This window comes from Pseudomonas sp. L-22-4S-12 (assembly GCF_009799935.1).
Taxonomy (GTDB): Bacteria; Pseudomonadota; Gammaproteobacteria; order Pseudomonadales; family Pseudomonadaceae; genus Aquipseudomonas.
Genome location: NZ_WELL01000003.1, coordinates 202,784 through 228,626, shown reverse-complemented (window position 1 = coordinate 228,626; position 25,843 = coordinate 202,784). Strand labels below are relative to the sequence as shown.

Annotated in this window: 25 protein-coding genes and 4 tRNA genes; 15 read left to right on the top strand and 14 right to left on the bottom strand. The window is 63.7% G+C overall.

Going from position 1 to position 25,843, the window contains the following annotated elements; translation table 11 throughout:
• Window positions 1–190: 190 nt before the first annotated feature.
• The gene (gene nadC, locus F3I16_RS10345) at window positions 191–1,039 is read left to right on the top strand and encodes a carboxylating nicotinate-nucleotide diphosphorylase (protein WP_160493574.1); all 849 of its coding nucleotides are present in this window, start codon (window positions 191–193) and stop codon (window positions 1,037–1,039) included.
• Between the two features lie 48 nt (window positions 1,040–1,087).
• On the opposite strand, the gene F3I16_RS10340 is transcribed toward nadC, so the two are convergent.
• The 4 genes from F3I16_RS10340 to F3I16_RS10325 form a co-directional block, all read right to left on the bottom strand.
• Window positions 1,088–1,163, bottom strand: a tRNA-Thr gene (locus F3I16_RS10340).
• A 38-nt stretch (window positions 1,164–1,201) separates the two neighbouring features.
• Window positions 1,202–2,749 carry an O-antigen ligase gene (locus F3I16_RS10335; protein ID WP_160493573.1) on the bottom strand — a complete coding sequence of 516 codons (1,548 nt, stop codon included), beginning with the start codon at window positions 2,747–2,749 and terminating at the stop codon, window positions 1,202–1,204.
• Entirely contained in the window at window positions 2,746–4,146 is a 1,401-nt protein-coding gene (locus F3I16_RS10330) for a sulfatase-like hydrolase/transferase (protein ID WP_372239618.1), read from the bottom strand. Before F3I16_RS10330 ends, F3I16_RS10335 begins: the two co-directional genes overlap by 4 nt.
• Window positions 4,147–4,692: 546 nt before the next feature.
• Window positions 4,693–5,169, bottom strand: coding sequence for a pilin (locus F3I16_RS10325; RefSeq protein ID WP_306110096.1), 477 nt, complete (start codon window positions 5,167–5,169; stop codon window positions 4,693–4,695).
• Window positions 5,170–5,331: 162 nt separating this feature from the next.
• Between F3I16_RS10325 and pilB the strand changes: the two genes are divergently transcribed.
• The 5 genes from pilB to yacG are packed head-to-tail and all read left to right on the top strand — an operon-like array spanning window position 5,332 to window position 9,931.
• The gene (gene pilB, locus F3I16_RS10320) at window positions 5,332–7,035 is read left to right on the top strand and encodes a type IV-A pilus assembly ATPase PilB (RefSeq protein ID WP_160493571.1); all 1,704 of its coding nucleotides are present in this window, start codon (window positions 5,332–5,334) and stop codon (window positions 7,033–7,035) included.
• 3 nt (window positions 7,036–7,038) lie between these two features.
• Window positions 7,039–8,256, top strand: coding sequence for a type II secretion system F family protein (locus tag F3I16_RS10315; protein ID WP_160493570.1), 1,218 nt, complete (start codon window positions 7,039–7,041; stop codon window positions 8,254–8,256).
• 2 nt (window positions 8,257–8,258) lie between these two features.
• Window positions 8,259–9,128 (top strand): A24 family peptidase, encoded by an 870-nt coding sequence (locus F3I16_RS10310; protein ID WP_160493569.1) that lies wholly within the window; start codon window positions 8,259–8,261, stop codon window positions 9,126–9,128.
• Window positions 9,129–9,740: a dephospho-CoA kinase gene (gene coaE, locus F3I16_RS10305; RefSeq protein ID WP_160493568.1), complete on the top strand. Its 612-nt coding sequence runs from the start codon at window positions 9,129–9,131 to the stop codon at window positions 9,738–9,740. It abuts the gene before it with no gap.
• Window positions 9,737–9,931: a DNA gyrase inhibitor YacG gene (yacG, locus tag F3I16_RS10300; RefSeq protein ID WP_160078450.1), complete on the top strand. Its 195-nt coding sequence runs from the start codon at window positions 9,737–9,739 to the stop codon at window positions 9,929–9,931. Before coaE ends, yacG begins: the two co-directional genes overlap by 4 nt.
• Before the next feature lie 140 nt (window positions 9,932–10,071).
• Here the strand turns inward: yacG and F3I16_RS10295 are convergent, their stop codons facing one another.
• From F3I16_RS10295 to F3I16_RS10280, 4 genes are all read right to left on the bottom strand, one after another.
• Window positions 10,072–10,287 carry a hypothetical protein gene (locus tag F3I16_RS10295; protein ID WP_160493567.1) on the bottom strand — a complete coding sequence of 72 codons (216 nt, stop codon included), beginning with the start codon at window positions 10,285–10,287 and terminating at the stop codon, window positions 10,072–10,074.
• A gap of 102 nt (window positions 10,288–10,389) precedes the next feature.
• Complete coding sequence (locus tag F3I16_RS10290; RefSeq protein ID WP_160493566.1) at window positions 10,390–11,079, bottom strand: energy-coupling factor ABC transporter permease; 690 nt, start codon at window positions 11,077–11,079, stop codon at window positions 10,390–10,392.
• A complete protein-coding gene (locus F3I16_RS10285) occupies window positions 11,076–11,543 on the bottom strand; it encodes an FAD/FMN-containing dehydrogenase (RefSeq protein WP_160493565.1) in 468 nt (155 codons plus the stop codon). Before F3I16_RS10285 ends, F3I16_RS10290 begins: the two co-directional genes overlap by 4 nt.
• Window positions 11,540–11,962, bottom strand: a complete 423-nt coding sequence (locus tag F3I16_RS10280) for a GNAT family N-acetyltransferase (protein ID WP_160493564.1) — start codon at window positions 11,960–11,962, stop codon at window positions 11,540–11,542. The genes F3I16_RS10285 and F3I16_RS10280 overlap by 4 nt, the downstream gene beginning before the upstream one ends.
• A 96-nt stretch (window positions 11,963–12,058) precedes the next feature.
• Between F3I16_RS10280 and F3I16_RS10275 the strand changes: the two genes are divergently transcribed.
• The 4 genes from F3I16_RS10275 (at window position 12,059) to F3I16_RS10260 (ending at window position 14,757) form a co-directional block, all read left to right on the top strand.
• Window positions 12,059–12,688, top strand: coding sequence for a DUF1780 domain-containing protein (locus F3I16_RS10275; protein ID WP_160493563.1), 630 nt, complete (start codon window positions 12,059–12,061; stop codon window positions 12,686–12,688).
• The gene (locus tag F3I16_RS10270) at window positions 12,685–13,197 is read left to right on the top strand and encodes an MOSC domain-containing protein (RefSeq protein WP_160493562.1); all 513 of its coding nucleotides are present in this window, start codon (window positions 12,685–12,687) and stop codon (window positions 13,195–13,197) included. The genes F3I16_RS10275 and F3I16_RS10270 overlap by 4 nt, the downstream gene beginning before the upstream one ends.
• 24 nt (window positions 13,198–13,221) lie before the next feature.
• The gene (locus F3I16_RS10265; protein ID WP_160493561.1) at window positions 13,222–13,395 is read left to right on the top strand and encodes a DUF3094 family protein; all 174 of its coding nucleotides are present in this window, start codon (window positions 13,222–13,224) and stop codon (window positions 13,393–13,395) included.
• Window positions 13,396–13,458: 63 nt separating this feature from the next.
• On the top strand, window positions 13,459–14,757 hold the full coding sequence (locus F3I16_RS10260; protein ID WP_160493560.1) for an NAD(P)/FAD-dependent oxidoreductase: 1,299 nt from the start codon (window positions 13,459–13,461) through the stop codon (window positions 14,755–14,757).
• A gap of 118 nt (window positions 14,758–14,875) precedes the next feature.
• Here F3I16_RS10260 and F3I16_RS10255 read toward each other — a convergent pair.
• The 3 genes from F3I16_RS10255 to F3I16_RS10245 form a co-directional block, all read right to left on the bottom strand.
• Window positions 14,876–14,951 (bottom strand) — tRNA-Lys (locus F3I16_RS10255).
• 6 nt (window positions 14,952–14,957) lie between these two features.
• Window positions 14,958–15,034 (bottom strand) — tRNA-Pro (locus F3I16_RS10250).
• Between the two features lie 10 nt (window positions 15,035–15,044).
• Window positions 15,045–15,120, bottom strand: a tRNA-Asn gene (locus F3I16_RS10245).
• A 212-nt stretch (window positions 15,121–15,332) separates the two neighbouring features.
• On the opposite strand from F3I16_RS10245, the gene F3I16_RS10240 reads away from it, so the two are divergent.
• Both F3I16_RS10240 and F3I16_RS10235 read left to right on the top strand, forming a co-directional pair.
• On the top strand, window positions 15,333–17,696 hold the full coding sequence (locus F3I16_RS10240; RefSeq protein ID WP_160493559.1) for a DUF1631 domain-containing protein: 2,364 nt from the start codon (window positions 15,333–15,335) through the stop codon (window positions 17,694–17,696).
• Entirely contained in the window at window positions 17,697–18,029 is a 333-nt protein-coding gene (locus F3I16_RS10235) for a PilZ domain-containing protein (protein ID WP_160078440.1), read from the top strand.
• 295 nt (window positions 18,030–18,324) lie between these two features.
• On the opposite strand, the gene clpB is transcribed toward F3I16_RS10235, so the two are convergent.
• From clpB to rluD, 3 genes are all read right to left on the bottom strand, one after another.
• On the bottom strand, window positions 18,325–20,889 hold the full coding sequence (clpB, locus tag F3I16_RS10230) for an ATP-dependent chaperone ClpB (protein WP_160493558.1): 2,565 nt from the start codon (window positions 20,887–20,889) through the stop codon (window positions 18,325–18,327).
• Between the two features lie 126 nt (window positions 20,890–21,015).
• Window positions 21,016–21,744 (bottom strand): peptidoglycan editing factor PgeF, encoded by a 729-nt coding sequence (gene pgeF / locus F3I16_RS10225; protein WP_160493557.1) that lies wholly within the window; start codon window positions 21,742–21,744, stop codon window positions 21,016–21,018.
• Window positions 21,744–22,715, bottom strand: coding sequence for a 23S rRNA pseudouridine(1911/1915/1917) synthase RluD (gene rluD / locus F3I16_RS10220; protein WP_160493556.1), 972 nt, complete (start codon window positions 22,713–22,715; stop codon window positions 21,744–21,746). The genes pgeF and rluD overlap by 1 nt, the downstream gene beginning before the upstream one ends.
• Before the next feature lie 147 nt (window positions 22,716–22,862).
• Here rluD and F3I16_RS10215 point away from each other — a divergent pair, with 147 nt between their 5' ends.
• From F3I16_RS10215 to F3I16_RS10205, 3 genes are all read left to right on the top strand, one after another.
• Window positions 22,863–23,882, top strand: coding sequence for an outer membrane protein assembly factor BamD (locus tag F3I16_RS10215; RefSeq protein WP_160493555.1), 1,020 nt, complete (start codon window positions 22,863–22,865; stop codon window positions 23,880–23,882).
• A gap of 138 nt (window positions 23,883–24,020) precedes the next feature.
• Complete coding sequence (locus F3I16_RS10210; protein ID WP_160493554.1) at window positions 24,021–24,260, top strand: PP0621 family protein; 240 nt, start codon at window positions 24,021–24,023, stop codon at window positions 24,258–24,260.
• Between the two features lie 4 nt (window positions 24,261–24,264).
• On the top strand, window positions 24,265–25,842 hold the full coding sequence (locus F3I16_RS10205; RefSeq protein WP_160493720.1) for a PAS domain-containing sensor histidine kinase: 1,578 nt from the start codon (window positions 24,265–24,267) through the stop codon (window positions 25,840–25,842).
• Window position 25,843: the final 1 nt, after the last annotated feature.

The window sequence follows — 25,843 nt, the reverse complement described above, 5'->3', positions numbered from 1 at the left end:
AATGACCAATTCTCTCCCGTTCCAGACATGACCCAGGTCACAGCCCGCACAAGACAAAGCTACGAATGGTCGGCAACTGTCGAGTGCCACACCTTATAGGTCCAGCAGAAACAGCACAGATTCCCCGCCACCTACCTGCACCAGCCGTCGGCTATCTCTATAATCGCGCCATCCGACAGCGGAGGCAGCCATGCCCAACCTTACCCTTGCCGAACTCGGCGCCGAGATCCAGGCCAATGTCCGTTGCGCCCTGCACGAAGACATCGGCAGTGGCGACATTACCGCTCAGCTCATTCCCGCCGAACGCCAGGCCCGCGCCACCATCATTACCCGCGAGAACGCGGTGATCGCCGGCACCGCCTGGGTCGATGAAGTGTTCCGCCAGCTGGATTCGCGCGTGAGCGTGCTCTGGCAGGTCGCCGACGGCGAACGCGCCAGCGCCAATCAGGTGCTGTTCCATCTGGAAGGCCCGGCACGCGCCCTGCTCAGCGGCGAACGCAGCGCCCTGAACTTCCTGCAGAGCCTGTCCGCCGTCGCCACCCGCAGCCAGCACTTCGCCGACATGGTCCGCGGCACCGCCGTCAAACTGCTCGACACCCGCAAGACCCTGCCCGGCCTGCGCCTGGCTCAGAAGTATGCAGTCACCTGCGGCGGCTGCCACAACCACCGCATCGGCCTGTACGACGCCTTCCTGATCAAGGAGAACCACATCGCCGCCTGCGGCGGCATTGCCCAGGCCATCGCCAGCGCCCAGCAGATCGCCCCCGGCAAGCCGGTGGAGGTCGAAGTGGAAAGCCTGGCGGAGCTGCAGCAAGCCCTGGATGCCGGGGCCGACATCATCATGCTGGATGAACTGAGCCTGGACGATATGCGCAAGGCCGTAGCAATAACCGCCGGCCGCGCCAAGCTGGAAGCCTCCGGCGGCATCAACGAAAGCACCCTGCGCACCATCGCCGAAACCGGCGTCGACTACATCTCCATCGGCAGCCTGACCAAGGACATCAAGGCCATCGACCTGTCGATGCGACTGAGCCTGTAAAAGCACCGCCCACAAAAAAGCCCGCCAATTGGCGGGCTTTTTCATATGTGGTGCCGGAGACAGGAATCGAACCTGCGACCTTCGCGTTACGAGTGCGCTGCTCTACCAACTGAGCTACACCGGCAGCGGCGGTAAACTAGCACCGCCTAAAACGAGAAGCAATCATGCCGTCTTGGCATCCCTGCTCGGCAAACCAGCTATAAGCACTGCGTAACCAAGCGCTAGAAATGCAGAAGGCAGGCCATAGTAAAAAACCCCATCAACCAGCGAGAGCGCAAGCAGAGCAATCACCAGGGCAAAACCAAAACCCGTTGCCACTCGAAGCTCAGGCGCCAAGGATAAATATCTGCGTGCAGACCATATCGATAAGGCAGCCAGCGGTACACCTATCACAAGCGAGCCAACCCACCCCCACTCAACCAGCACCTGCATGACAACATTGTGCGCCTGCCTCAACCGGAAGCCTTCCCACACAGCAAGAACCCCCTCTCCTCCCCAACCGAACCACGGCCTCTGGACAGTGAAGTCCCACAGATAACCCCAGATCCTTAATCGCCCACTGCTCAATCCATTAATGGAGTCCGCCGAATCTGAGCGCAATAACGCCGACACCCATCCCAACCCAGGATGATCAACAGGAAATAAGGCCGAAATAAGTAGTGCAAGAAAAAAACCACCTAGCAGGCCAAGCCACGCTCGTAAGGGGCGCGCCCAAAACACCATCGTCAACGCCCCCAGCAGAGCCGCCAGAAATGCTCCGCGCCCGCCACTCCAAAGCAAAATAGCGACGGCCACTACATAAATCAGCCAGGCTGAAAAGCGGCGCCATCCTCGCCCCACCAGAACTGCCCAGACAGCAGCCACCACGGCAATGCAAAGGAAATACCCCAAGTGACGAATATGCTTGAACAGTGGCGGAGCAGAAAACCAGTCATACCCCGCCGGATCAGCCAAGCTCCACCAGGCTTCAGCCAATACAAGGGCATAGATAAACAGCGCAAACAAAACTCCTGGGACAATCCAGAAAACCGCCCGCGAGTCTTGTCGAATCCAGACCAACAGCACCCAAGCCAACAGCAGATGCATGCATATTTCGATAACGCGCCACCAGGACACCAGACCAACCCCGTCGCGCTCCGCAAGCAGATTTGACAAGGAAAGCGCAGTACCGACACAAACCAGCCAGATCAAAAACCAGCGGTTTGGTAGCAAGTCCTTGCCATAAGCGAAGAGCCCGACCAGCAGCAGCAATCCCTCCAGCAATGCAATATTGCGCTGATTATCCTCGGTAAGCCCTGAATTGATCAGCGCCAGAAGAACCAGAAAAACCAAAGCAGCCAAACGAAAAACGTCTTGGCGCCGCGTTATATATAAATCGCTCCAGATCGCCCATAACCAGACCAAATGAGTCAGCAGATAAAAACCAGCCGTCCACCCTAGAAGAGACTGACGATCAACCTGACTCAGGAAGGCACCCAGCAAGAGAGACAGCACCAGTAGCACTGAAACCAGCCGCATTGAAGAGCGCGCGCCTTTGCCCTGCCATAAAAGAACAGGAGAAGTAAGCACCAGAAAAACCTGAAAAAGCCCCAGCGGCACATAATTGACAAATGCCGCCGACACGCAATAAAGGCAGGCCGCCAACAACCCAAATGGCAGGAAAAAGCCAAGCCCTTCCTGCCACTGACGCCACGACATACTTTCCGTCATTTCAGATAACGCTCCCTGTAAGCACGAATACGAGCCACTGCGTCAGCACTCGGTACCAATTGTTTAACTGGCACACCACGCTCATCCAGCCCGTAAGCCAGATATCGCTGACTGGCAGGCTCATACCAAGTCAATTGATCCGCGCAACGCCAACCGATGTCCTTGGTCGCTAAAAGCTCGGACATGCGATCCTCACGCAAGCGCAAGCGCCCCTGCGGGTCAACCTCATAAAAAGAGGCTGCCTGCCTTGCTACGTCAGCCTCTTTAAGCGAACGGTAGTCCTGAGTGGCATCCAGACGAATACCGGTCTCCACGATCAGGCACTCCCCCAACCTCGGAAATTCCGCTTCTCCGCCACGAGCAAAAGCCTCGATAGCCGGACGCAGAGCCAGCAGCGACACTTGCCGCGCATCAGCCGCAGACTCGCCCACAGGCTCGCCATTCCGGAACCTCAAGTCCCCCAAGATAATCCGGCTCTGCCGATCACTTAATAGATTGGCACCATGGCCAAAGCTGCGTACATCGAATGGCTCACCATCACGCAGGACGGAAGCCTCGAGATCCCCCACAGCTTCGCCATGATCGGAAAGCAGAATCACCAAGGCATCATCCAGCGCACCTCGTGCCTTCAGACCCGCCAATAACTGCGCGACCTGACGATCCACCACCGTCAGCGCCTGCAGATGGTCACCCATGAAGCGGTTATCGTGCTGCACCTCAACCCGGGCATGGCGAGTTCTATAGGGAAAATGGGCCGATTCGAAGTGCACTGCCATGAACAGCGGCTGCCCGGTCCGAACCGAGCCCAATACGCGCTCGACGAAGCCATTGGCCGAATAGTTGGCATGCGCCGCGACATTGATATACGAATAAGGAAACAAATAGGCGGCCAAGGGCGTTTGCAGCAGCAAATTACTCAGAGGATTGTCATTCACCCCCTGCAACGCGAAATCCAGCGCACCAGCCTTTGGCCCCACCACCTGATCGAAACCGAAACTCTCATCGATATTGGCAAAGCGCCGCTCGTCGATGGCAAACACCGTCCGATAACCCATGTGGCGCAAAGTCGAGGGGAGCAGATCCCGTCGCTCAACATGCTCCATGTTGCGCAGATTGAAGACCGCACCATGCTCGGCCGGCGGCTTGCCGCTCAGGATACTGACCCAGGCCGGGAACGTACGCCCCAGCGGGGTGTAGGCCCGACTGTAGCGCCTAGCCTGCCCCATCAACTCCGTCAGGACGGGCAATAGCGTTGGATTTTTCTCGAAAGCATCGGCAGACAATGAGTCAATGCCAATCAGGATGATATTGCGCGGCCCCGACCGCTGAGCGATTTCATGCTCCGGAGCGGACAGCCAGCCAACACCAGCCAGCCCCGCGAGGGCCAGGCCAACCAAAGAAACCAGAACCCCGCGCCTCAGCGGCATAACTGCCACCAGAAAGGCCACAAACAGCAATGCAAAACACGCGACAACCCAGAGCGGGCTGACAATGGACTGAAAGGCAACGGAGTAGTTGGACTGCGGGAACAGCCAGGCATTGCCCGCCATCAACCCCAACCAGGTGACAAACAGCAAAAGCAGTCGCACAGGGAAAGCGCCCAGCCCCATCTTGCAAGCCAGCCGCACGGCCACCCAGCCACAAGCCAGATGCACGCAGAGCAACAATCCCAACAGCGCCACGCCATTGCGCAGCAACTCCTGCCTAACCAGAGACGAGGAAATCAACTCCGCGAGCAATTGCTCGACCCGCCCCTCCTTGATTGCAACAGCAGAACCATCCAGCACAAAGGGCAACCAGTAGCACAATGCAAAAAACGCAAAGAGCACTGCACTGCTGAAGGCACGCCTTATCAAGTCAAACACCTCAAAAACCGTTACTTAGCAGATAAAAAAAGAGACCGTCAAACGGTCTCTTTTTCCACCAATAACGCTATGCGTTAATTAGCTGCGGCACTCAGCCGGAACGTACTTTGCCTCGGAGCCTACACACTCCCAAGTTACACCCGAGCTACCAGGGGTCGGAGTCAGGGTAATGGTGACGGCACCAGCCTTATCAGTAGTGACCACCGAGATTTCACCAGTAGAATCATCGCAAGCCAAGCTAGCAACGTTATCGGTCGAAACGGAGGTAGAAACACCGGCACAGGTACCAGTACCCACACCATTGTTGCTGGCAATGTTTTCACCAATAGTGGCCTTGGCCCCGGAAGCCAGAACAACCGCCTCCGAAACGCGAGCGCGAATGGTGTAATCCTGATAAGCCGGCAGGGCGATGGCGGCCAGGATGCCGATGATGGCAACCACGATCATCAGTTCGATAAGGGTAAAGCCTTTTTGCGCTTTCATAAGCATCTCCATCGAGGAAGAAAAATAGTCAGGCCACTGGACCTGCAAAAGACAAAGCAGCTTGCGTGCCAACTTAAAAACCCGTTGTACATAGCGGCGAACAGCACAGCAATGCGAATCCCCCAGGCTTTTCCCGGGACTTTGTGACGTTTTACGTCACCCAAGACCAGGAGGTTTGGCAGCCACCTGCAACTACGTTATAAGGCTCCACTGACCACTCACGCGTCCGCAACCATGAACGACACCGTTTCTCTTTCCGGCCTGGCCCGCCAGATAGTCCTGGCCGAACTGCTCGATGAGCGCACCGCGCAGCAGGCCCAGCAGCAGGCTGCACGCAACAAGCTGCCGCTGGTCACCTACCTGGTGCAGAACAAGCTGGTCAAGAGTCGCGACCTGGCCGAACTGGCCGCGGAGCAATTCGGCATCGCCTTCATGGACCTCGGCGCCATGGACAAGGAAAGCCAGCCGCGCGACCTGGTCAGCGAAAAACTGACTCGCCAGCACCGCGCCCTGCCGCTCTATCGCCGTGGCAACAAGCTGTATGTCGGGATATCCGACCCGACCAACCACCAGGCCATCACGGATATCCAGTTCAGTACCGGCCTCAATACCGAGGCCATCCTGGTCGAGGACGACAAGCTCGGCGATGCCATCGAGAAGTTCTTCGACAACGCCACCACCGGCCTGGAAGGCATGGGCGACATCGACCTGGACAGCGTCGATATCGAGTCGGTCGATGACGACAAGAATGACGATGGCGCCGGCAGCGAGGCCGACGACGCCCCGGTGGTGCGCTTCGTCAACAAGATGCTGCTGGATGCCATCAAGGGCGGCTCCTCCGACCTGCACTTCGAGCCCTACGAGAAAGCCTATCGCGTACGCTTCCGTACCGACGGCATCCTGCACGAGGCGGCACGCCCGCCCATCCAGTTGGCCCCGCGCATCTCGGCCCGCCTGAAGGTAATGGCCAGCCTGGACATTTCCGAGCGACGCAAGCCGCAGGATGGCCGGATCAAGATGAAGATATCCAAGACCAAGGCCATCGACTTCCGGGTCAACACCCTCCCCACCCTGTGGGGAGAAAAGATCGTCATGCGTATCCTCGACCCCACCAGCGCCCAGATGGGCATCGACGCGCTGGGCTACGAGGACTTCCAGAAAGAACTGTACATGAATGCCCTCAAGCAACCCCAGGGCATGATCCTGGTCACCGGCCCCACCGGCTCCGGCAAGACCGTATCCCTGTATACCGGCCTGAATATCCTCAACACCATCGACGTGAACATCTCCACCGCCGAAGATCCGGTGGAGATCAACCTGGAGGGGATCAACCAGGTCAACGTCAATCCCAGGCAGGGCATGGACTTCTCCCAGGCGCTGCGCGCCTTCCTGCGCCAGGACCCGGACATCATCATGGTCGGTGAGATCCGCGACCTGGAAACCGCGGAAATCGCCATCAAGGCCGCACAAACCGGCCACATGGTGATGTCGACCCTGCACACCAACAGCGCGGCGGAAACCCTGACCCGCCTGCGCAACATGGGGGTACCGGCATTCAACATCGCCACCTCGGTCAACCTGATCATCGCCCAGCGCCTGGCGCGCAAGCTCTGCCCAAGCTGCAAGAAGGCGGTCGATATCCCGGCCGAGACCCTGATCAAGGAGGGCTTCCCCGAAGCCCAGATCGGCAAGTTCAAACTCTACGGCCCCATCGGCTGCGAGAACTGCAAGGGTGGCTACAAGGGCCGAGTGGGTATTTATGAAGTGGTTAAAATCACGCCCGCCCTGCAACGGCTTATCATGGAAGAAGGCAACTCCATTGAAATCGCCGAACAGGCGCGCCGTGATGGCTTCAATGATTTGCGCACCTCCGGCCTGCTCAAGGCCATGCAGGGCATTACCAGCCTTGAGGAAATCAACCGCGTGACCAAGGACTAAACCATGGCCGAAAAAACTCTAAAAACCAGCGTCTTTGCCTGGGAGGGCACGGATAAGCGCGGCACCAAGGTCAAAGGCGAGTTGTCCGGGCAGACCCCGGCATTGGTCAAGGCTCAGTTGCGCAAGCAAGGCATCAACCCGCTCAAGGTTCGCAAGAAATCCGCATCCCTGTTCGGCGCGGGGAAAAAGATCAAGCCGCTGGACATTGCCCTGTTCACTCGGCAGATGGCCACCATGATGAAAGCCGGCGTCCCGTTGCTGAACTCCTTCGACATCATCAGCGAAGGCTTCGACAACCCCAACATGCGCAAGCTGGTGGACGAGGTGAAACAGGACGTCGCCGCCGGCAACAGCTTTGCCGCTTCCCTGCGCAAGCGCCCACTGTACTTCGACGACCTGTACTGCAACCTGGTCGATGCTGGCGAGCAAGCGGGTGCATTGGAAACCCTGCTGGATCGGGTTGCCACCTACAAGGAAAAGACCGAGGCTCTCAAGGCCAAGATCAAGAAGGCGATGAACTACCCCATCGCCGTTATCGTTGTGGCCCTAATTGTTTCCGCCATCCTGCTGATCAAGGTGGTTCCCCAATTCGAGTCGGTTTTCGCCAACTTCGGCGCAGAACTACCGGCCTTTACCCTGATGGTCATAGGCCTGTCACAAGCCTTGCAAAAATGGTGGCTGGCCGTACTGGCTGGACTGTTTGCGGCGGCCTTCGCCTTCAAGGAAAGCCACAAGCGCTCAGAGAAATTCCGTAACTGGCTTGATCGCACAGTTTTGAAATTACCGATTGTTGGCGACATCATTTACAAATCGTCCGTTGCCCGTTACGCCCGTACGCTGGCGACAACCTTTGCCGCAGGTGTCCCACTGGTTGAGGCCCTGGACTCGGTAGCCGGCGCTACTGGCAATATCGTGTTCAAGACGGCGGTCAATCAAATCAAGCAGGATGTATCCACCGGCATGCAGCTGAACTTCTCCATGCGCACTACCGGGGTATTCCCCAGCATGGCCCTGCAGATGACCTCCATCGGCGAGGAATCCGGCGCTCTTGACGATATGCTCGACAAAGTCGCCAGTTTTTACGAAGCCGAAGTCGACAATATGGTCGATAGCCTGACCAGCCTGATGGAGCCGATGATCATGTCGATTCTCGGTGTGTTGGTTGGCGGCCTGGTCATTGCCATGTACCTACCCATCTTCCAACTGGGTGCGGTTGTCTAACCATGCAGTTGATCAATTTTCTGGCCGGCAACTTGCCGGCCTTTGTTTTCTGCGCCCTACTCCTCGGCCTGCTGATCGGCAGCTTCCTCAACGTGGTGGTCTATCGCCTGCCGAAGATGATGCAGCGCGACTGGCGCCTGCAGGCGCGGGAAGTGCTCGAGCTGCCCGAAGAGCCGGCCGGCGAGACCTTCAACCTGATCCTGCCGCATTCGAGCTGCCCGCATTGCGGGCATCAGATCAAGCCGTGGGAGAACATCCCGGTCGTCAGCTACCTGTTCCTGCGCGGCAAGTGCTCCAGCTGCAAGGCACCGATCAGCAAACGCTACCCCCTGGTGGAACTGGCCTGTGGCCTGCTGTCCGCCTATGTCGCACTGCATTTCGGTTTCGGCTGGCCGGCTGCGGCCGTGCTCTTGCTGACCTGGGGTCTGCTGGCGATGAGCCTGATCGACTGCGACCACCAGCTGCTGCCGGACGCCCTGGTGCTGCCGCTGCTGTGGCTGGGCCTGATCCTCAACCACTACGGTCTGTTCACCAGCCTGGAAGACGCCCTGTGGGGCGCGGTGGCCGGCTACCTGAGCCTGTGGTCGGTATACTGGCTGTTCAAGCTACTGACCGGCAAGGAAGGCATGGGCTATGGCGACTTCAAGCTGCTGGCCATGCTCGGCGCCTGGGGCGGCTGGCAGATCCTGCCGCTGACCATCCTGCTGTCGTCCCTGGTCGGTGCCGTGCTCGGCGTGATCATGCTGCGCCTGCGCAACCAGGAAACCAGCACGCCCATCCCCTTCGGCCCCTATCTGGCGATTGCCGGCTGGATTGCGCTGCTCTGGGGTGATCAAATAACCGGAGCCTATTTGCAATTTGCCCGGTTTTGAATGAACACACCCTGGATTCTCGGCCTGACCGGCGGTATCGGCAGCGGTAAAAGCGCGGCGGCCCAGCACTTCATCGACCTCGGCGTGCACCTGGTCGACGCCGACCACGCCGCACGCTGGGTCGTCGAGCCCGGCCGCCCGGCCCTGGCCCGTATCGTCGAGCGTTTCGGCCCGCAGGTTCTGCAAGCCGACGGCCAGCTGGACCGCGCCGCCCTGCGCCAGCTGATCTTTCAGGACCAGCAGCAACGGCGCTGGCTGGAAAGTCTGCTGCACCCGCTGATCGGCGAGGAAATCCGCAATTACCTGGAACGTGCGGAATCGCCCTATGCGATCCTGGTTTCGCCGCTGCTGATCGAATCCGGGCAGACCGCCATGACCAAGCGGGTCCTGGTGGTGGATGCCCCCGAGGAGCTGCAACGGCAACGCACCATGGCCCGCGACCAGGTCTCCGCCGCCCAGGTCGAGGCCATTCTCAAGGCCCAGGCGGCCCGCGACGAGCGCCTGCGACATGCCGACGACGTACTATTGAATGATCGCGACCCGGCCTGGCTACGCAGCGAAGTCGAACGCCTGCACCGTTTTTACCTGACCCTGCGTGGAGGACAACCTTGAGCAGCACCGTCGAATGCCCAACCTGCGGCGCCCCCGTTGAATGGGGCCCGCAAAGCCCAAGCCGGCCCTTTTGCAGCGAGCGCTGCAAGCTGATTGATCTCGGTGCCTGGGCCAGCGAGGCCCACGTGATTGCTGGCGACCCACTGGAAGACGAGCTGTTTTCCGGCGAGCTGCCACCCCGCGAGCATTGAGCACCCTACCGGCTCATCTGGCTCCACGCCACGCCCAGTAACTCGGATTTGCCGTAGGGTGCGCCATGCGCACCAGAAAGCCCGCAGAACACCTCGGCGCGTACAGCGCACCCTACATAACCGCAACAGCGGCACAGTCCCTAAGGCCGCATGAAGCTGTAGTCGCGCTGATCATCCAGGTTGTCGGCCAGGAACTGCAGCTCGGCGGCCAGATCGGCCGACTGGCGCAGCCGCTGGTTGCCGGCCACCACTGCACTGAGCAGGGCCCGCAGGGCAAGCAGCGGCTCGATGCCCTGCTCCTGCGCCCGCTGCAGACTGCTCTCGACTTCACCGCGCGCCCACTCGTGTACACCCATGTCGCTATCTCCGCTGTTTTGCCGAGCTTGCGCCGGCAGCGTCGACGGCGGTTGATCCAGGTCAACCCAGGGAGCCCGATCCAGCCGCTGAAGCATGCACCATCAGGAAGACGGGGGCTCGTCCTTCCACGGCGCCGACAGGTAGCGCGTGCGATTGAAGGTTTCCAGCCAGTCCGGATAGAACACCACCAGGCCGCTGACCAGCGTGCCGTTGATGAAGGCCTCGGGAAACATGATCAGCCAGAGATAGCCGGCGAAGTCATCCAGCCACGGCGGCATCACATACAGCCCGTCGAGCCACAGCACGCCGAGCCCGGCCAGCAGGCTGAACAGCACGGCCAGCGCCGCCGGGAAGAAGCCGCAACAGAAGATGTAAACGAACAGGTTGCGCGGCTGTCGCCGCTCCACCAGCAGCGCACAGAGCTCGGTGACCAGCACCGGGATCAGCACCAGCAGTATGCCGTTGAGCCCCAGCGCCGCCAGGTCCTGGCGCCCCATGGCCAGCAGCCCCAGCTGCGCCGCCAGGCCGCAGAGCACGGCCAGCGGCCAGTCGAGCAGCAGGGTAACCACGGTCATGCCGATGAAGTGGTAGGACAGGCCGGAGGCAAAATCGCGACGCACCAGCCACAGCAGGAACAGCGCCAGCACCGTCCCGAACAGCAGGTGCTGGCGCCGCTGATCGCTGAACAGCTCGACCCAGGGCGCGCGCCACAGCGCCCAGAGCAGCAGCGGCAGATAGACCACCCAGCCGAGCCAGAGGCTGGTCGCCGACAGCAGCTCGGCACCGATCACGGCGCGATCTGCTCCAGCGCCGCGGCCAACGCTCCCGCCTCGGTGAAGCTGCGCTGCGCCTGCAGATGGCCGGCGCGCAGGTCGAGCCAGAGCACCGCCCCCGCCTCGCCCGGATAGCGCGGCGCCACCCGCGCCTGCGGGTCGAGCAGCACGCGGTAGCGGTAGTCGCGCATCGCCGGCACCGCGAACAGGCTGGCAACCAGCCTGGGCATGCGACTGATATCGGCCAGGAAAACCGCCCGACGCCGCTCCAGATAGCCCTTGGGCCGATCCTGTAGCGCCGCCTCGAGCAGCTTGGCCCCGGTCATGTCGCGCGCCACCAGCAGCACCTGCAGCTCGTCATCCAGGGTGTAAGGCCGCTCGAACTGATCCAGCAACGTCCAGGGCGCCAGTTTTTCTCCAGGCTCCAGCGCCATGGCCGGCACGCACAGCAGCCCCATCAGCAATATCAACCAGACTTTCATGCGCCACTCCTCGTGGAAAATACCTGGATATCCTCGCGCGCCGCCCAGCCTGCCTGGGCCAGCCAGAAGGCCAGCGCCTGGGGGGCATCGCGCAGGACGAAGACATGGGACTTGCCGATCCCCTGCGCCGCCAGTCGTGCCAGCGCCTCGTCCAGCAGCGCCCGCGCCAGGCCGCGGCCACGCCACGGCCGATCCACCACCAGATGCTGCAGGTAACCGCGCCGGCCATCATGCCCGGCCAGCAGGCAGCCCGCCAATTGCCCATCGACCTCGGCTAGCAGGCTGTGCCCGGGGTTGCGCGCCAGATAGGCGCAGAATGGCGCCAGCTCATCCTCTGGGCGCAGGCAGATGCCCGGCGTGCGCCGCCAGAGCGCGACGAGCTGCGGATGATCGGCGGGGGTGATGGAGCGGATCGACATAGAGCGGCCTCGCAAGCGACAAGCCAGTCTACACCGCTCAAGCGCAGGCTTCAGCGCCCCGCTGCCACCCAGCGAATTTGCGGTTATGCTGCGCCCATGGATGATTCAGACTACCTGCGCCTGCTGACCCGGCAAGCCGAACAGGCCAACGACTTCCTCACCAACGCGCGCAAGTGGGAGCGCGAGCGCTGGGTCTGCCAGCGCCTGCTGCTCGGCCTGAACGTGCCATTTCGCCACGACGAGTTCGGCGCGGCCCGCCAGGAGCCGCCGGACGTGCTGTTTCGCGAGGCCAATTTCGAGGTGTTCTTCGTCCTCGACCAGGGCCGCCGCCTGAATGACGAATGGCGCGCCGAGCTGGAGCGCCGCCGCAGCGCCCTGTCCCTCAGCCAGCTGCTGCGCCGCGAGCCACGCCCCCGGCGGATCGCCGCCAGCGAACTGCAGGGACGCCTGGCGCCGACCCTGCGCAAGAAGGCGCACAACTACCGCGAACGCGGCATCGACCTGGGCGAGCTGGACCTGCTCGCCTACATCAACCTGAAGCGCGACATGCCCGACTTCAACAGCCACTTCCCGCCGCCCGGCGAATACCTGCGCCAGGGCTGGCGCTCGCTGTCCCTGGTCGGCCCGAGCTACGCCCGCGTGCTGTTCGCCCATGCCGATGCCCCCGAGTTCCTGCGCAGCAACCTCGGCCGTACCGTGCTGTTCGACGTCGGCATCAGCCTGTGAGCCCGCTGCATGAACTGCTCGCCCGGGTGCCGCAACAAGGCCGGGTACACTGGATCGGCGTGCGCCCGCAGGCCGGTGGCGCCATGCTCGAACTGGACGCGGTGGAAGCGCGCCGCGAGGCCGGCCTGACCGGCAACCACGCCCGCCCCGGACCACGCAACGCGCGCCAGGTCACGCTGATCCAATGGGAGCACCTCGCGGTGATCAACGCATTGCTCGGCCGCACGCCCGAACAGCCGATCTGCGCCGCCGACCTGCGGCGCAATATCGCCATCGCCGGCATCAATCTGTTCAGCCTGAAGAACCGCCGCTTTCGCATCGGCCAGGCCATCCTGGAAACCACCGGCTGGTGCCAGCCCTGCGCCAAGCTGGAGGAGCGCCTGGGCCCCGGCACCTTCCAGGCCATGCGCGGCCACGGCGGGATCACCGCCCGCGTGCTGCACGGCGGCATTATTCGCCTGGATGACCCGCTGTGCGTTGAGCCGCTCGTCGACGCAGGGCTAGAATGAGCCCACTTTCTCGCGAGGTGCGCCATGTCCAGCCGCTTGAGCCCCGAAGACCAGCAGCGCGTCGATCAATACCTGAGCGCGCCACAGCACCGGGTCGAGCGCCCGCCCTTTCGGGTCTGGCGCCTGCTGCTGGTCATCCTGCTCGCGGTCATCCTGCTCGGCGTACTGAGCCGCCTGCTGAGTCGTCTGGTGCTATGAGCTGCTTAGCGCTCGCCCGGCCGGACTCCCTCCCGGATTCCCCAAACCTTATGAGATATCCCCATGACCCATCGCATCGTGATCGTCGGCGGCGGCGCCGGCGGCCTGGAGCTTGCTACCCGTCTGGGTAGAACCCTGGGCAAGCGCGGCCAGGCCAGCATCACCCTGGTCGACGCCAACCTCACCCATATCTGGAAACCGCTGCTGCACGAAGTCGCCTCCGGCTCGCTGAACTCCTCCGAGGACGAACTGAACTACGTGGCCCAGGCCAAGTGGAACCACTTCCAGTTCCAGCTCGGGCGCATGAGCGGGCTGGACCGTGCCCGCCGCAGCATTCGCCTGGCCGCCACCCTGGACGAGAACGGCACCGAGCTGCTGGCCGCCCGCGAGCTGGGCTACGACAGCCTGGTGATCGCCGTCGGCAGCACCACCAATGACTTCGGCACCCCCGGCGCGGCCGAGCACTGCATCTTCCTCGACACCCGCGAGCAGGCCGAGCGCTTCCACCGCCAGCTGCTCAGCCACTACCTGCGCGCCCACGCCGGCAAGACCGACGACGGCCAGATCAGCGTGGCCATCGTCGGCGCCGGCGCCACCGGCGTCGAACTGGCCGCCGAACTGCACCATGCCGCCCATGAGCTGGCGGCCTACGGTTTGAACAACATCCAGCCGCAGAACATGCGCATCACCCTGATCGAAGCGGGGCCGCGCGTGCTGCCGGCGCTGCCGGAGCGGATCAGCCAGCCGGTGCACCAGACCCTGGAAAAGCTCGGGGTGACCGTGCTGACCAACAGCGCCGTCAGCCGGGTCAGCGAGCAGGCCCTGCTCGTCGCCCAGGGCATCGAGGTGCAGGCCAGTCTCAAGGTCTGGGCCGCCGGCATCCGCGCCCCGGCGTTCCTCAAGGAACTGGACGGCCTGGAGTGCAACCGCATCAACCAGCTGCTGGTGCGTCCGAGCCTGCAAACCACGCTGGACGACAACATCTTCGCCTTCGGCGACTGCGCGGCCTGCCCGCTCGGCGACGGCGGCGAACGCACCGTCCCGCCGCGCGCCCAGGCCGCGCACCAGCAGGCCTCGCTGCTGGCCAAGTCGCTCAAACTGCGCCTGGAGGGCAAGCCGCTGGCGGCATTCCGCTACCAGGACTATGGCTCGCTGATCTCGCTGTCGCGCTTCTCCGCGGTGGGCAACCTGATGGGCAACCTGATGGGCAGCGTCAAACTGGAAGGCTGGCTGGCGCGAATGTTCTACATCTCGCTCTACCGCATGCACCAGATGGCCCTGTACGGCACCTTCCGCACCCTGCTGCTGATGCTCAGCGACCGCATCGGCCGCAGTACCGAGCCACGCCTCAAGCTGCACTGACGGCACATCGCGCGCTTGCCCGGGGCAACCCGGCCAAGCGCGCAGGCACGAAAAAAAGACAACAAAAAACCCGCACTAGGCGGGTTTCTTGTTTCCCGAGGCAGGCTCGGGAAGATGTTGGTGGGTCGTGTAGGATTCGAACCTACGACCAATTGGTTAAAAGCCAACTGCTCTACCAACTGAGCTAACGACCCTGAAAATGGTCGGGGTAGGGGGATTCGAACTCCCGACATCTTGCTCCCAAAGCAAGCGCGCTACCGGACTGCGCTATACCCCGATAAGAAAGTTGGCTCCGCGACCTGGACTCGAACCAGGGACCCAATGATTAACAGTCATTTGCTCTACCGACTGAGCTATCGCGGAACGTATCACTTTCCAGCTCATCAACAGGCTTCGGCGTTCACCGCTTCCCGCATCTGAGGCGCGCCATTTTACGTTTTCGCGAGCCCCTGTCAAGCCTTGAAATCACTTTCTTAACAACGCCTTGCGCGCCGACTTCCGGCTACTATGTGTCTACCACCCGAACGACATCACTGCAGGAAGCGCGGACCGGCCAGGCCCGCACAGGAAAGCCCATGAGTACCCCGGATACTCCGCATACCCCCTCACGCCCCACCGGTCGTGGCATCCCGCCCCGCTTCGGCGAGCTGCTGCAGGACTGCCGCACGCTGCTGGTGAAGCGGCTGACCGAAGACCTGAGCGGCGTGTTCGGCCGGGTCGACGACACCCTCTTCGACTGCGCGGACAAGGCCGAGAACAACCGCGTGCAGGCGCTGTTCTTCGACAACATGCGGGAAATCCGCAAACTGCGCCCGCTGATCGAACGCAGCTACCACCAGCAGATCGCGCAGAACTTCGCCGACTTCCTCGACGGCAGGCTCAAGGCCGCCGAGCCGATCAGCATGCTGGATGCCGAGCAGCTGGCACTGGTGCAGAACGAGGACTACGAGGAGAGCCTGCAGGTCATCAACATGGTCAGCCGGGTCAAGGCGCGCAGCGCACGCGCCCTGTATGCCCTCGAGCAGCGCCTGGCCCTGCTCAACAATGGCCACAAGCTCGGCGAGGACAGCAACCCCTTCGGCCCGCCGGCCATCGCCCGCGCCTTTCGCCAGGCCCTGGCGCCGCATCCCTTGCCGCTGCGGATCAAGATTATCCTCTATACGCTGTTCGACCAGCAGGTGATGCACGGCCTCGAGCCCCTGTACGAAGCCCTCAACCAGCGCCTGATCGACGCCGGCATCCTGCCCAACCTGAAATACAGCGCGCAGCGCAGTGCCAGCACCGGCACCGCCCCCACTCCAGCCGCCCCCAAGGCGCCTCCGGCACCAGCTGCGGCACACCCTGGCCCAGCACAACCAGCAGCTCCCGGCCCGGCAACCGACTTGCTGCATGCCTCCATCGAGCCGCATTACGCCGCTCCCGCGGACCTCAACAGCCCGCCCCCCCAGGACCCCGCCCAGCTGTTCGGCGGCCTGGCCGCGCTGCTCAGCGAACGCCGCGAACGCAATGCCGATGCCCCGCTGCTCGGCGGCACGCGCAGCATTGCCAGCTTCGCCCCGCGCACCGCCACCAGCACCTACAGCGCCAGCGAACTGCTCGACGCCCTGAACCGCCTGCAACAGCAGTCGAGCCACGACCTCAGCCAGCGTCTGCAGCGCCCGCAAGCCGTCGAAGGCCTCAAGGCCGATCTGCAGCAACAGCTGGAAACCCATAGCCAGCGGCCCGGCCAGCAGAAGCTTTCGGACCAGGAAGCCGACGTGGTCGACCTGGTCGGCATGCTGTTCGATTTCATCCTCGACGATGACAACCTGCCGGACGCCTGCAAGACCGCCCTGTCGCACCTGCATACGCCCTACCTGAAGGTGGCGCTGCAGGACAAGGCGCTGTTCACCCAGCACCATCATCCGGCGCGGCGCCTGCTCAACAGCATGGCCCAGGCCGGCGTGCTGTATGGCGGCGAAGGCGACGAACGCGGCCTGCTGGCGAAGATGCACTGGGTGGTGGAGCGGGTGATCCACGGCTTTGCCGGCGACCTGCTGCTGTTCGACAGCCTGCTCGACGAGTTCAACGAGTTCGTCGCCACCCTGCAGCACAAGGTCGAGCTGCGCGAGCGGCGCGCCGTCGAGGCGGCCAAGGGCCGTGACAAGCTGCTTGGTGCCCGCCAGCTGGCCGTCGACGCGGTCAACCAGGCGCTCAAGGAGCGCGAGCTGCCGACCATCATCCGCAACTTCCTGGAACTGACCTGGACCGACGTGCTGGTGTTCGTCCTGCTCCGTCACGGCGAGCGCAGCGGCGAATGGCAGCGCGCCTGCGAAGTGGCCGAACAGCTGGCCTGGAGCGGCACCCTGCTGGACGCCGCCGGCAGCGCCCGCCTGCAAGGCCTGCGCGTCGCCCTGCTGGACGACCTGCGCAAGGGCCTGGAACTGCTCGGCGGCTACCACGAAGACGGCATCCGCCGCCTGCTGCAGGACATCGTCGCCTGCCAGTATGCGGTGCAGGCCAGGCAGCCGCAGGTGGCCGCCCAGCTCAAGGCCACCCTGCAGGAAAGCCCGCTGGGCATGATGCTGGGCGAGGACGCCGCCCTGGCCGCCCCCATCCACCACAGCGAGAATCTGTCGGCACGCGCCCAGGCGCTGCTCAAGGAATTGCAGCAACTGGAGTTCGGCACCTGGTTCGAGTTTGGCCAGGACCCGGAAACCCGCACCCTCAAGCTGTCCTGGTTCAGCCCGACCACGCACAACTACATGTTCGTCGACCACAGCGGCCAGCGCGTGGCGATCAAGCCGATCAAGCAGCTGGCCAGCGAAATGGAACAGGGCCTGGCGCGCATCGTCGCCCCCGAGCGTGAGACGCCGCTGATGGACCGCGCCCTGAATGCCATCTACCGCGTCCTCCAGCGCTTTACCGGGCGCACCACCGAAGTCGACCAAGGAGCCTGAATGGACGATCGTCGCCAGCACAGTCGCCACACCACCGAACTCAGCCTGGAAGTACTCGACTTCCACTCCGGCAAGCGCCTGGGGCGCATCGTCGACCTGTCCGCCGATGGCTTCATGCTGGTCAGCGACGTGCCGCTGGAGGCCGACTCGGTGTGGGAATGCCGCCTGGTACTGGGCGAACCACTGCAGGGCATCCACGAGATCCGCCTGGGCGCCGACTGCCTGTGGAGCCGCCCCGGCGCCAATGGCCAGCACGGCTGGAGCGGCTTCCACATCATCGACCTGGCCGACGACCAGGCAAGCGCGCTGGAGATCGTGCTGCAGCACCTGTGAGCTCGACCGCACGGCGCCCAGGCTCAAGCACTGCGCCGAATCCAGACGCCAGCGTACAGCCATGAAAAAAACATGTACCTGTTACGCGCCGCGCTGTTGTTTGGCTCAAGCGCCGCGGTGGCTGCTCTGGCTGTTGGTGGGAGCGAATTCATTCGCGATCAGGGCCTACGCCGAGCTGCCTGTTTATCGCGGATAAATCCGCTCCCACTCAAGCTCGATGGCCTGTGCAACACGGAACTGGTACATAGCCATGAAAAAAGCCCCGCACGCGGGGCTTTTTTCGTTACAGCAAGGCTCAGACGAAGACGATCTCCTCGTCCTTGACCGTGGCCTTGATCGTCACCCCCGGAGTGAAGGTGCCAGCCAGGATCAGCTGCGCCAGCGGGTTCTCGATCCAGCGCTGGATCGCCCGCTTCAGCGGCCGCGCCCCGTAGACCGGGTCGTAACCGACGGCAATCAGCTTGTCCAGGGCCTCGGCGCTCAACTCCAGGCTCAGCTCGCGCTCGGCCAGGCGACCGCGCAGGCGCTGCAGCTGGATCTCGGCGATGCCGGCGATCTGCTCGCGGCCCAGCGGCTCGAACACCACCACCTCGTCGATGCGGTTGATGAACTCCGGACGGAAGTGGCTGCTCACCGCATCCATCACCGCCGCCCGCTGCGCCTCGCGGTCGCCGACCAGTTCCTGGATCTGCGCCGAGCCGAGGTTGGAGGTCATCACGATCACGGTGTTCTTGAAGTCCACGGTGCGCCCGTGGCTGTCGGTCAGGCGGCCGTCTTCCAGCACCTGCAGCAGCACGTTGAACACGTCCGGATGGGCCTTCTCCACCTCGTCCATCAGCACCACCGAGTAGGGTTTGCGGCGCACGGCCTCGGTCAGGTAACCGCCTTCCTCGTAGCCGACATAGCCCGGCGGCGCACCGATCAACCGCGCCACGCTGTGCTTCTCCATAAATTCGGACATGTCGATGCGCACCAGCGCCTCCTCGGTATCGAAGAGGAACTCGGCCAGCGCCTTGCACAGCTCGGTCTTGCCCACCCCGGTCGGGCCGAGGAAGAGGAACGAGCCGCTCGGCCGGTTCGGGTCGGCCAGCCCGGCCCGCGAGCGGCGCACGGCGTTGGCCACGGCCACCACGGCCTCGTGCTGGCCGATCACCCGCTGGTGCAGCAGGCCTTCCATCTTCAGCAGCTTGTCGCGCTCGCCTTCGAGCATCTTGCTCACCGGGATGCCAGTCCACTTGGACACCACCTCGGCGATCTCTTCCTCGGTGACCTTGCTGCGCAGCAGCTGGTTCTCGGTCTTGCCGTGCTGGTCGACCATCTGCAGGCTGCGTTCCAGGTCCGGAATGATGCCGTACTGCAGCTCGGCCATGCGATTGAGATCGCCCTTGCGCCGCGCCGCTTCCAGCTCCTGGCGGGACTGCTCGATCTTCTGCTGGATCTGCGCCGAACCCTGCACCTCGGCCTTTTCCGACTTCCAGATGTCTTCCAGGTCGGCGTATTCGCGCTCCAGGCGGGCGATGTCCTCGTTGAGTTTTTCCAGGCGCTTGATCGCTGCCTCGTCGTCTTCCTTCTTCAGCGCCTGGCCTTCGACCTTGAGCTGGATCAGGCGGCGCTCCAGGCGATCAAGCACTTCCGGCTTGGAGTCGATCTCCATGCGGATGCGGCTGGCCGCCTCGTCGATCAGGTCGATGGCCTTGTCCGGCAGCTGGCGGTCGGTGATGTAGCGGTGGCTCAGCTTGGCCGCGGCGATGATCGCGCCGTCGGTGATGGCCACCTTGTGGTGCACCTCGTAGCGCTCCTTGAGGCCACGCAGGATGGCGATGGTGTCTTCCTCGCTCGGCTCGTCGACCAGCACCTTCTGGAAGCGCCGCTCCAGGGCGGCGTCCTTCTCGATGTACTGGCGGTACTCGTTGAGCGTGGTGGCGCCGACGCAGTGCAGCTCGCCACGGGCCAGCGACGGCTTGAGCATGTTGCCGGCATCCATGGCACCCTCGGCCTTGCCGGCGCCGACCATGGTGTGCAGCTCGTCGATGAATAGGATGATCCGCCCTTCCTGCTTGCTCAGTTCGTTGAGTACCGCCTTCAGGCGCTCCTCGAACTCGCCGCGGAACTTGGCCCCGGCGATCAGCGCACCCATGTCCAGCGACAGCAGGCGCTTGTCCTTCAGCCCGTCCGGCACCTCGCCGTTGACGATGCGCTGGGCCAGACCTTCGGCAATGGCCGTCTTGCCCACGCCGGGCTCGCCGATCAGTACCGGGTTGTTCTTGGTCCGCCGCTGCAGGACCTGGATGGTGCGGCGGATCTCGTCGTCGCGGCCGATCACCGGGTCGAGCTTGCCTTCCTCGGCGCGCTTGGTCAGGTCGATGGTGTACTTGTCCAGGGCCTGGCGCGATTCTTCGACGTTGGGGTCATTCACCGCATCGCCGCCGCGCAGGTTGCTCACCGCGTTTTCCAGGGCCTTCTTGCTCACACCCTGACCCAGCAGCAGCTTGCCCAGCTTGGTGTTCTCGTCCATGGCGGCGAGCAGCACCACTTCGCTGGAAATGAACTGGTCGCCCTTCTGCTGCGACAGGCGATCGGCCTGGTTGAGCAGGCGCGCCAGGTCCTGGGACAGGTTGACGTCGCCGGTCGGGTTCTGGATTTTCGGCAGCTGATCGAGTTCCTTGGTCAGCGCCTGGCGCAGGCCGTTCACGTCGAAGCCGACCTGCATCAGCAGCGGCTTGATCGAGCCACCCTGCTGCTCGATCAGTGCCTGCATCAGGTGCAGGGGCTCGATGGCCGGGTGGTCGAGGCCCACCGCCACGGACTGGGCATCGGAAAGAGCAAGCTGCAGCTTGCTGGTCAAGCGGTCGATTCGCATGGAGGTTCGTCCTTTCTATTGAGGGCGGGCCAGGGCGATGAGCGCCCCAGAAACGAAAAGCCCGCCGGGATGAAGCATAGATGAGGACAGTTTTCCGCGATTCAAGCGTGCCGGCGTTGATGCAGGTCAGTCGGCCAGCCAGATCAGCGAGGCGAAGCGACCGGTGCGGGCGGCGCGGCGGTAGGAATAGAAGCGGGCATCGCTGACGGTGCAGAGGCCGCCGCCGTACACGGCAGTGACGCCGCGAGCGGCCAGGCGGATGCGCGCCAACTGGTAGATGTCGGCCAGGAACTTGCCGGCGTTGACGCTGGGGCGGAAAGCCTGGGCCGCCTCGTCCTGACTGGCGAGGAAGGCTTCGCGCACTTCCGCGCCGACCTCGAAGGCCTGCGGGCCGATGGCCGGACCGAGCCACACCAGCACCTGCTCGGGCGGCAAGGTCAGGGCCTCCAGGGTCGCCTCCAGCACGCCGCCGGCCAGCCCGCGCCAGCCGGCATGGGCCGCCGCCACGCGGGTGCCGGCGCGGTCGCAGAACAGCGCGGGTAGGCAGTCGGCGGTCAGCACGGCACTGGCGATGCCGGGCGCGGCGCTCCAGCTAGCATCGGCCTCGGCCACCCGAGCCGGATCCGCCTCGACTACCTGCACGCCGTGCACCTGGCGCAGCCAGGCCGGCTGGCAATCCAGAGCGTTAGTCAGAATCTGGCGGTTGCGGGCCACGGCCTGCGGATCGTCCTCGACATGATCACCGAGGTTGAGGCCGTCGAAGGGCGGCTGGCTGACGCCGCCGGCGCGGGTGGTGACGCAGGCGCGGACACGGGCCGGCACCGGCCAGTCGGGGCTCAGCCAGTCGGCGCTCATCAGACGAAGGATTCGTTGTCCTGACGCAGCAGACTGAGCAGCCACACCAGGTCATCGGGCAGCGGCGACTCCCACTTCATGCGCTGGCCGGTGATCGGGTGGGTCAGCTCGAGGAAGCGCGCATGCAGGGCCTGGCGCGGGAACTCCTTGAGCGTCTGCACCAGGGTCGGGCTGGCGGCCGGCGGGATGCGGAAGCGCCCGGCATACAGCGGGTCGCCCACCAGCGGGTAGCCGACATGGGTCATGTGCACGCGAATCTGGTGGGTGCGCCCGGTTTCCAGCTTGACCCGCACATGGGTGTGCGAGCGGAAGCGCTCCAGCACCCGGTAATGGGTGACGGCCGGCTTGCCGCCGTCGATCACCGCCATGCGCTGGCGGTTGGCCGAACTGCGGCCGATCGGTGCATCGATCTTGCCACCGGAGGTGATCACGCCGATACAGATGCATTCATAGATGCGACTGATCGTGCGCTTCTGCATCTGGTCGACCAGGCGGGTCTGCGCCTGCAGGGTCTTGGCCACCACCATCAGGCCGGTGGTGTCCTTGTCCAGACGGTGGACGATGCCGGCGCGCGGCACGTTGATGATGTCCGGCACATGGTGCAGCAGAGCATTGAGCAGGGTGCCATCGGCGTGCCCGGCAGCCGGATGGACCACCAGACCGGCCGGCTTGTCGATCACCAGCAGGTGCTCGTCCTCATAAACGATGTTCAGCGCGATGTCCTGGGCGATCCACTCGCCCTGGGCTTCCTGCTCGGCCTCCAGGGCCAGCACGGCGCCGCCATGCACGATGTCACGCGGGCGCACTACGGCGCCGTCGACGGTCAGGCGGCCATCCTTGATCCAGGTCGACAGCCGGGAGCGCGAGTACTCGTCGAACAGCTGGGCGGCGACCTGGTCGAGGCGTTGACCACCCAGTGCGGACGGCACTTCGGCGGTGAGTTGGATGAGCTGATCGGCGTCTTCGGACATGGGCTACTGCGGAGGGAGGTGCAGCTTTTGGTTTCGGCTGCACGCTGTGGTTAAATACGGCGTCTTTGCCCCGGCTATTCCGGGGCGCTCATCATAACAGGACGGTCAAGGCCAAGACAGCCGGCCGTCACAGGGACGCAAGCCGCCATGCAAGTGAAACACCTGCTGCTGATCGCCATGCTCGCCATCACCGCCGCGTGCTCTTCCAACAAGCCGGAAGTTGATGAAAACCTGAGCGAGACCGAGCTCTACCAGCAGGCTCAGGACGATCTGAACAGCAACAGCTACACCAATGCCGTGGCCAAGCTGAAAGCCCTGGAGTCGCGCTACCCGTTCGGCCGCTACGCCGAGCAGGCCCAGCTCGAGCTGATCTACGCCTACTACAAGAACACCGAACCGGAAGCGGCCAAGTCCGCCGCCGAGCGCTTCATCCGCCTGCACCCGCAGCACGCCAACGTCGACTACGCCTACTACCTCAAAGGCCTGGCCTCCTTCGACCAGGACCGCGGCCTGATCGCCCGCTTCCTGCCGCTGGACATGACCAAGCGCGACCCGGGCGCGGCCCGCGACTCCTACAACGAGTTCGCCCAGCTCACCAGCCGCTACCCGAACAGCCGCTACGCCCCGGACGCCAAGCAGCGCATGATCTACCTGCGCAATCTGCTGGCCGCCTATGAAATCCATGCCGCGCACTACTACCTGACCCGCCAGGCCTATGTCGCCGCCGCCAACCGCGGCCGCTACGTGGTGGAGAACTTCCAGGAAACCCCGTCCGTCGGCGATGGCCTGGCGGTGATGACCGAAGCCTACCAGCGCCTGGAGATGACCGATCTGGCCGCCACCAGCCTGGAAACCCTGAAACTCAACTACCCGGACCACCCGAGCCTGGTCGACGGCAATTTCGTCCCGCGCGAAGAGGAAGCCGACAACCGCTCCTGGCTGGCCAAGGCCACCCTCGGCCTGATCGAATCCGACACCCCGCTGCCGCCGGGCGAAACCCGCGCCAGCCAGGACGTGATCCGCCAGTACGAAGATGCCGAGGAGCAAATCCCGGACGAACTGCAGCCGGAAAACCAGCAGGAAGCCGAAGAGCAGCAGGACGAGGCCGCAGGCAACGACGGCGAGCGTTCCTGGTTCAGCTACATGACCTTCGGCGTATTCGACTGAATACCCGAGCGCAGCAACAGAGGGAGGCCATGAGCCTCCCTTTTTTCTGCCTGCCAGCCGGCAACTGCACGCTTTGCCTGCTGCATCCGTCGCCCGACCTTGGCTACACTGCCCGCCTGCCAACAAGAAGAGCCCATCATGTTTCGCTTGCTGTTCTGGATCGCCTTCATCGCGGCCGCCGTGTGGTTGTGGCGCCGCTTCAATCGCCCGCGCCCCGCGCAACCCCAGCAGCCGGCTCGCCCCGACGAGCCGGCGCCGATGGTGCGTTGCGCCCAGTGCGGCGTCCATGTGCCCCAGGACAAGGCCCTGAGCCAGGGGCAACGCTGGTATTGCTGCCCGGCGCACCTGCAGCAGGACAGCGCCTCAGGTGAACGCTGAGACCATGACCCTGGACGGCACCCATGGCCGCCGCGTCCTGCGCCTTTACCACCTGTACCGGGTCACGGTCGGCCTGGTCCTGGTTCTGCTGATATCCAGCGACCTGGACAAGGACCTGCTCAACCTGGCCCACGCCCAGCTGTTCCGTAACGGCAGCTGGGCCTACCTGATCGTCAATATCCTGAGCGCCGTGCTGATGCAGCAACCACGGCACCTGTTGCAGGTCTTCAGCATCGCCCTGCTCGACGTCCTGCTGCTTTCGGCGCTGTTCTATGCCGCCGGCGGCACCCCGAGCGGCATCGGCAACCTGCTGATCGTCTCGGTGGCCATTGCCAATATCCTGCTGCGCGGGCGGATTGGCCTGCTGATCGCCGCGGTGGCCGCCATCGGCATGATCTACCTGACCTTCTACCTGAGCTTCAGCCACCCGGCAGCCTCAGCCAACTATGTACAGGCCGGCGCCCTCGGCGCCCTGTGCTTCGCCGCGGCGCTGTTCCTCCAGGGCCTGACCCGGCGCCTGCAGCAGAGCGAATCCCTCGCCGCGCAGCGCGCGGTCGACGTAGCCAGCCTGGAGGCCTTGAACGCCCTGATCCTGCAGCGCATGCGCACCGGCATCCTGGTGCTGGACAAGCTGCATCGCATCGTCCTGGCCAACCAGGGGGCGCTGACTCTGCTCGGGCGCGGCGACCTGACCGGCAAGGTCCTCGACCCGCACTGCCCGGAGCTGGTCCGGCGCCTGCAACAATGGCTGCACAACCCGACCCTGCGCCCACAGAGCCTGCAGGCGGTGCCGGAAGGTCCGCTGCTGCAACCGAGCTTCATCCCCCTGCAACGCGGCGCGGAACTGCACACCCTGGTGTTTCTCGAGGATATCTCGCAGATCACCCAGCAGGCCCAGCAGCTCAAGCTGGCCTCCCTCGGCCGCCTGACCGCCGGCATCGCCCACGAAATCCGCAACCCGCTGGGCGCCATCAGCCATGCCGCCCAGCTGCTGCAGGAGTCGGAGAGCCTCGATGGCCCCGACCGGCGCTTGGCACAGATCATCCAGGACCACTCGCGGCGGATGAACCTGGTGATCGAGAACGTGCTGCAACTGTCGCGCCGGCGCCAGGCCGAGCCCCAGCTGCTCGACCTGAAATATTGGCTGCACCGCTTTGCCAGCGAATTCCGCAACTCGGCAACCCTCAACCAGACCCTGCACCTGGAAACGCGCGGCAGCGGTCTGCAGACACGCATGGACCCCCATCAGCTGACCCAGGTGCTGACCAACCTGGTACAGAACGGCATGCGCTACAGCGCCAAAGTCCACCAGCTCGGCCAGGTCTGGCTGCAGCTGTTCCGCGATCCGGAAAGCGACCTGCCGATCCTGGAAATCCTCGATGACGGGCCCGGCATCCCCCCCGAACAGCTGCAACATATCTTCGAGCCCTTCTATACCACCGACAACAAAGGCACCGGCCTCGGCCTGTACATCTCCCGCGAGCTGTGCGAAAGCAACCAGGCCCGCCTCGACTACAAACCGCGCGAAGGCGGCGGCAGCTGCTTCCGCATCACCTTCGCCCACTCACGCAAACTGAGCTGAA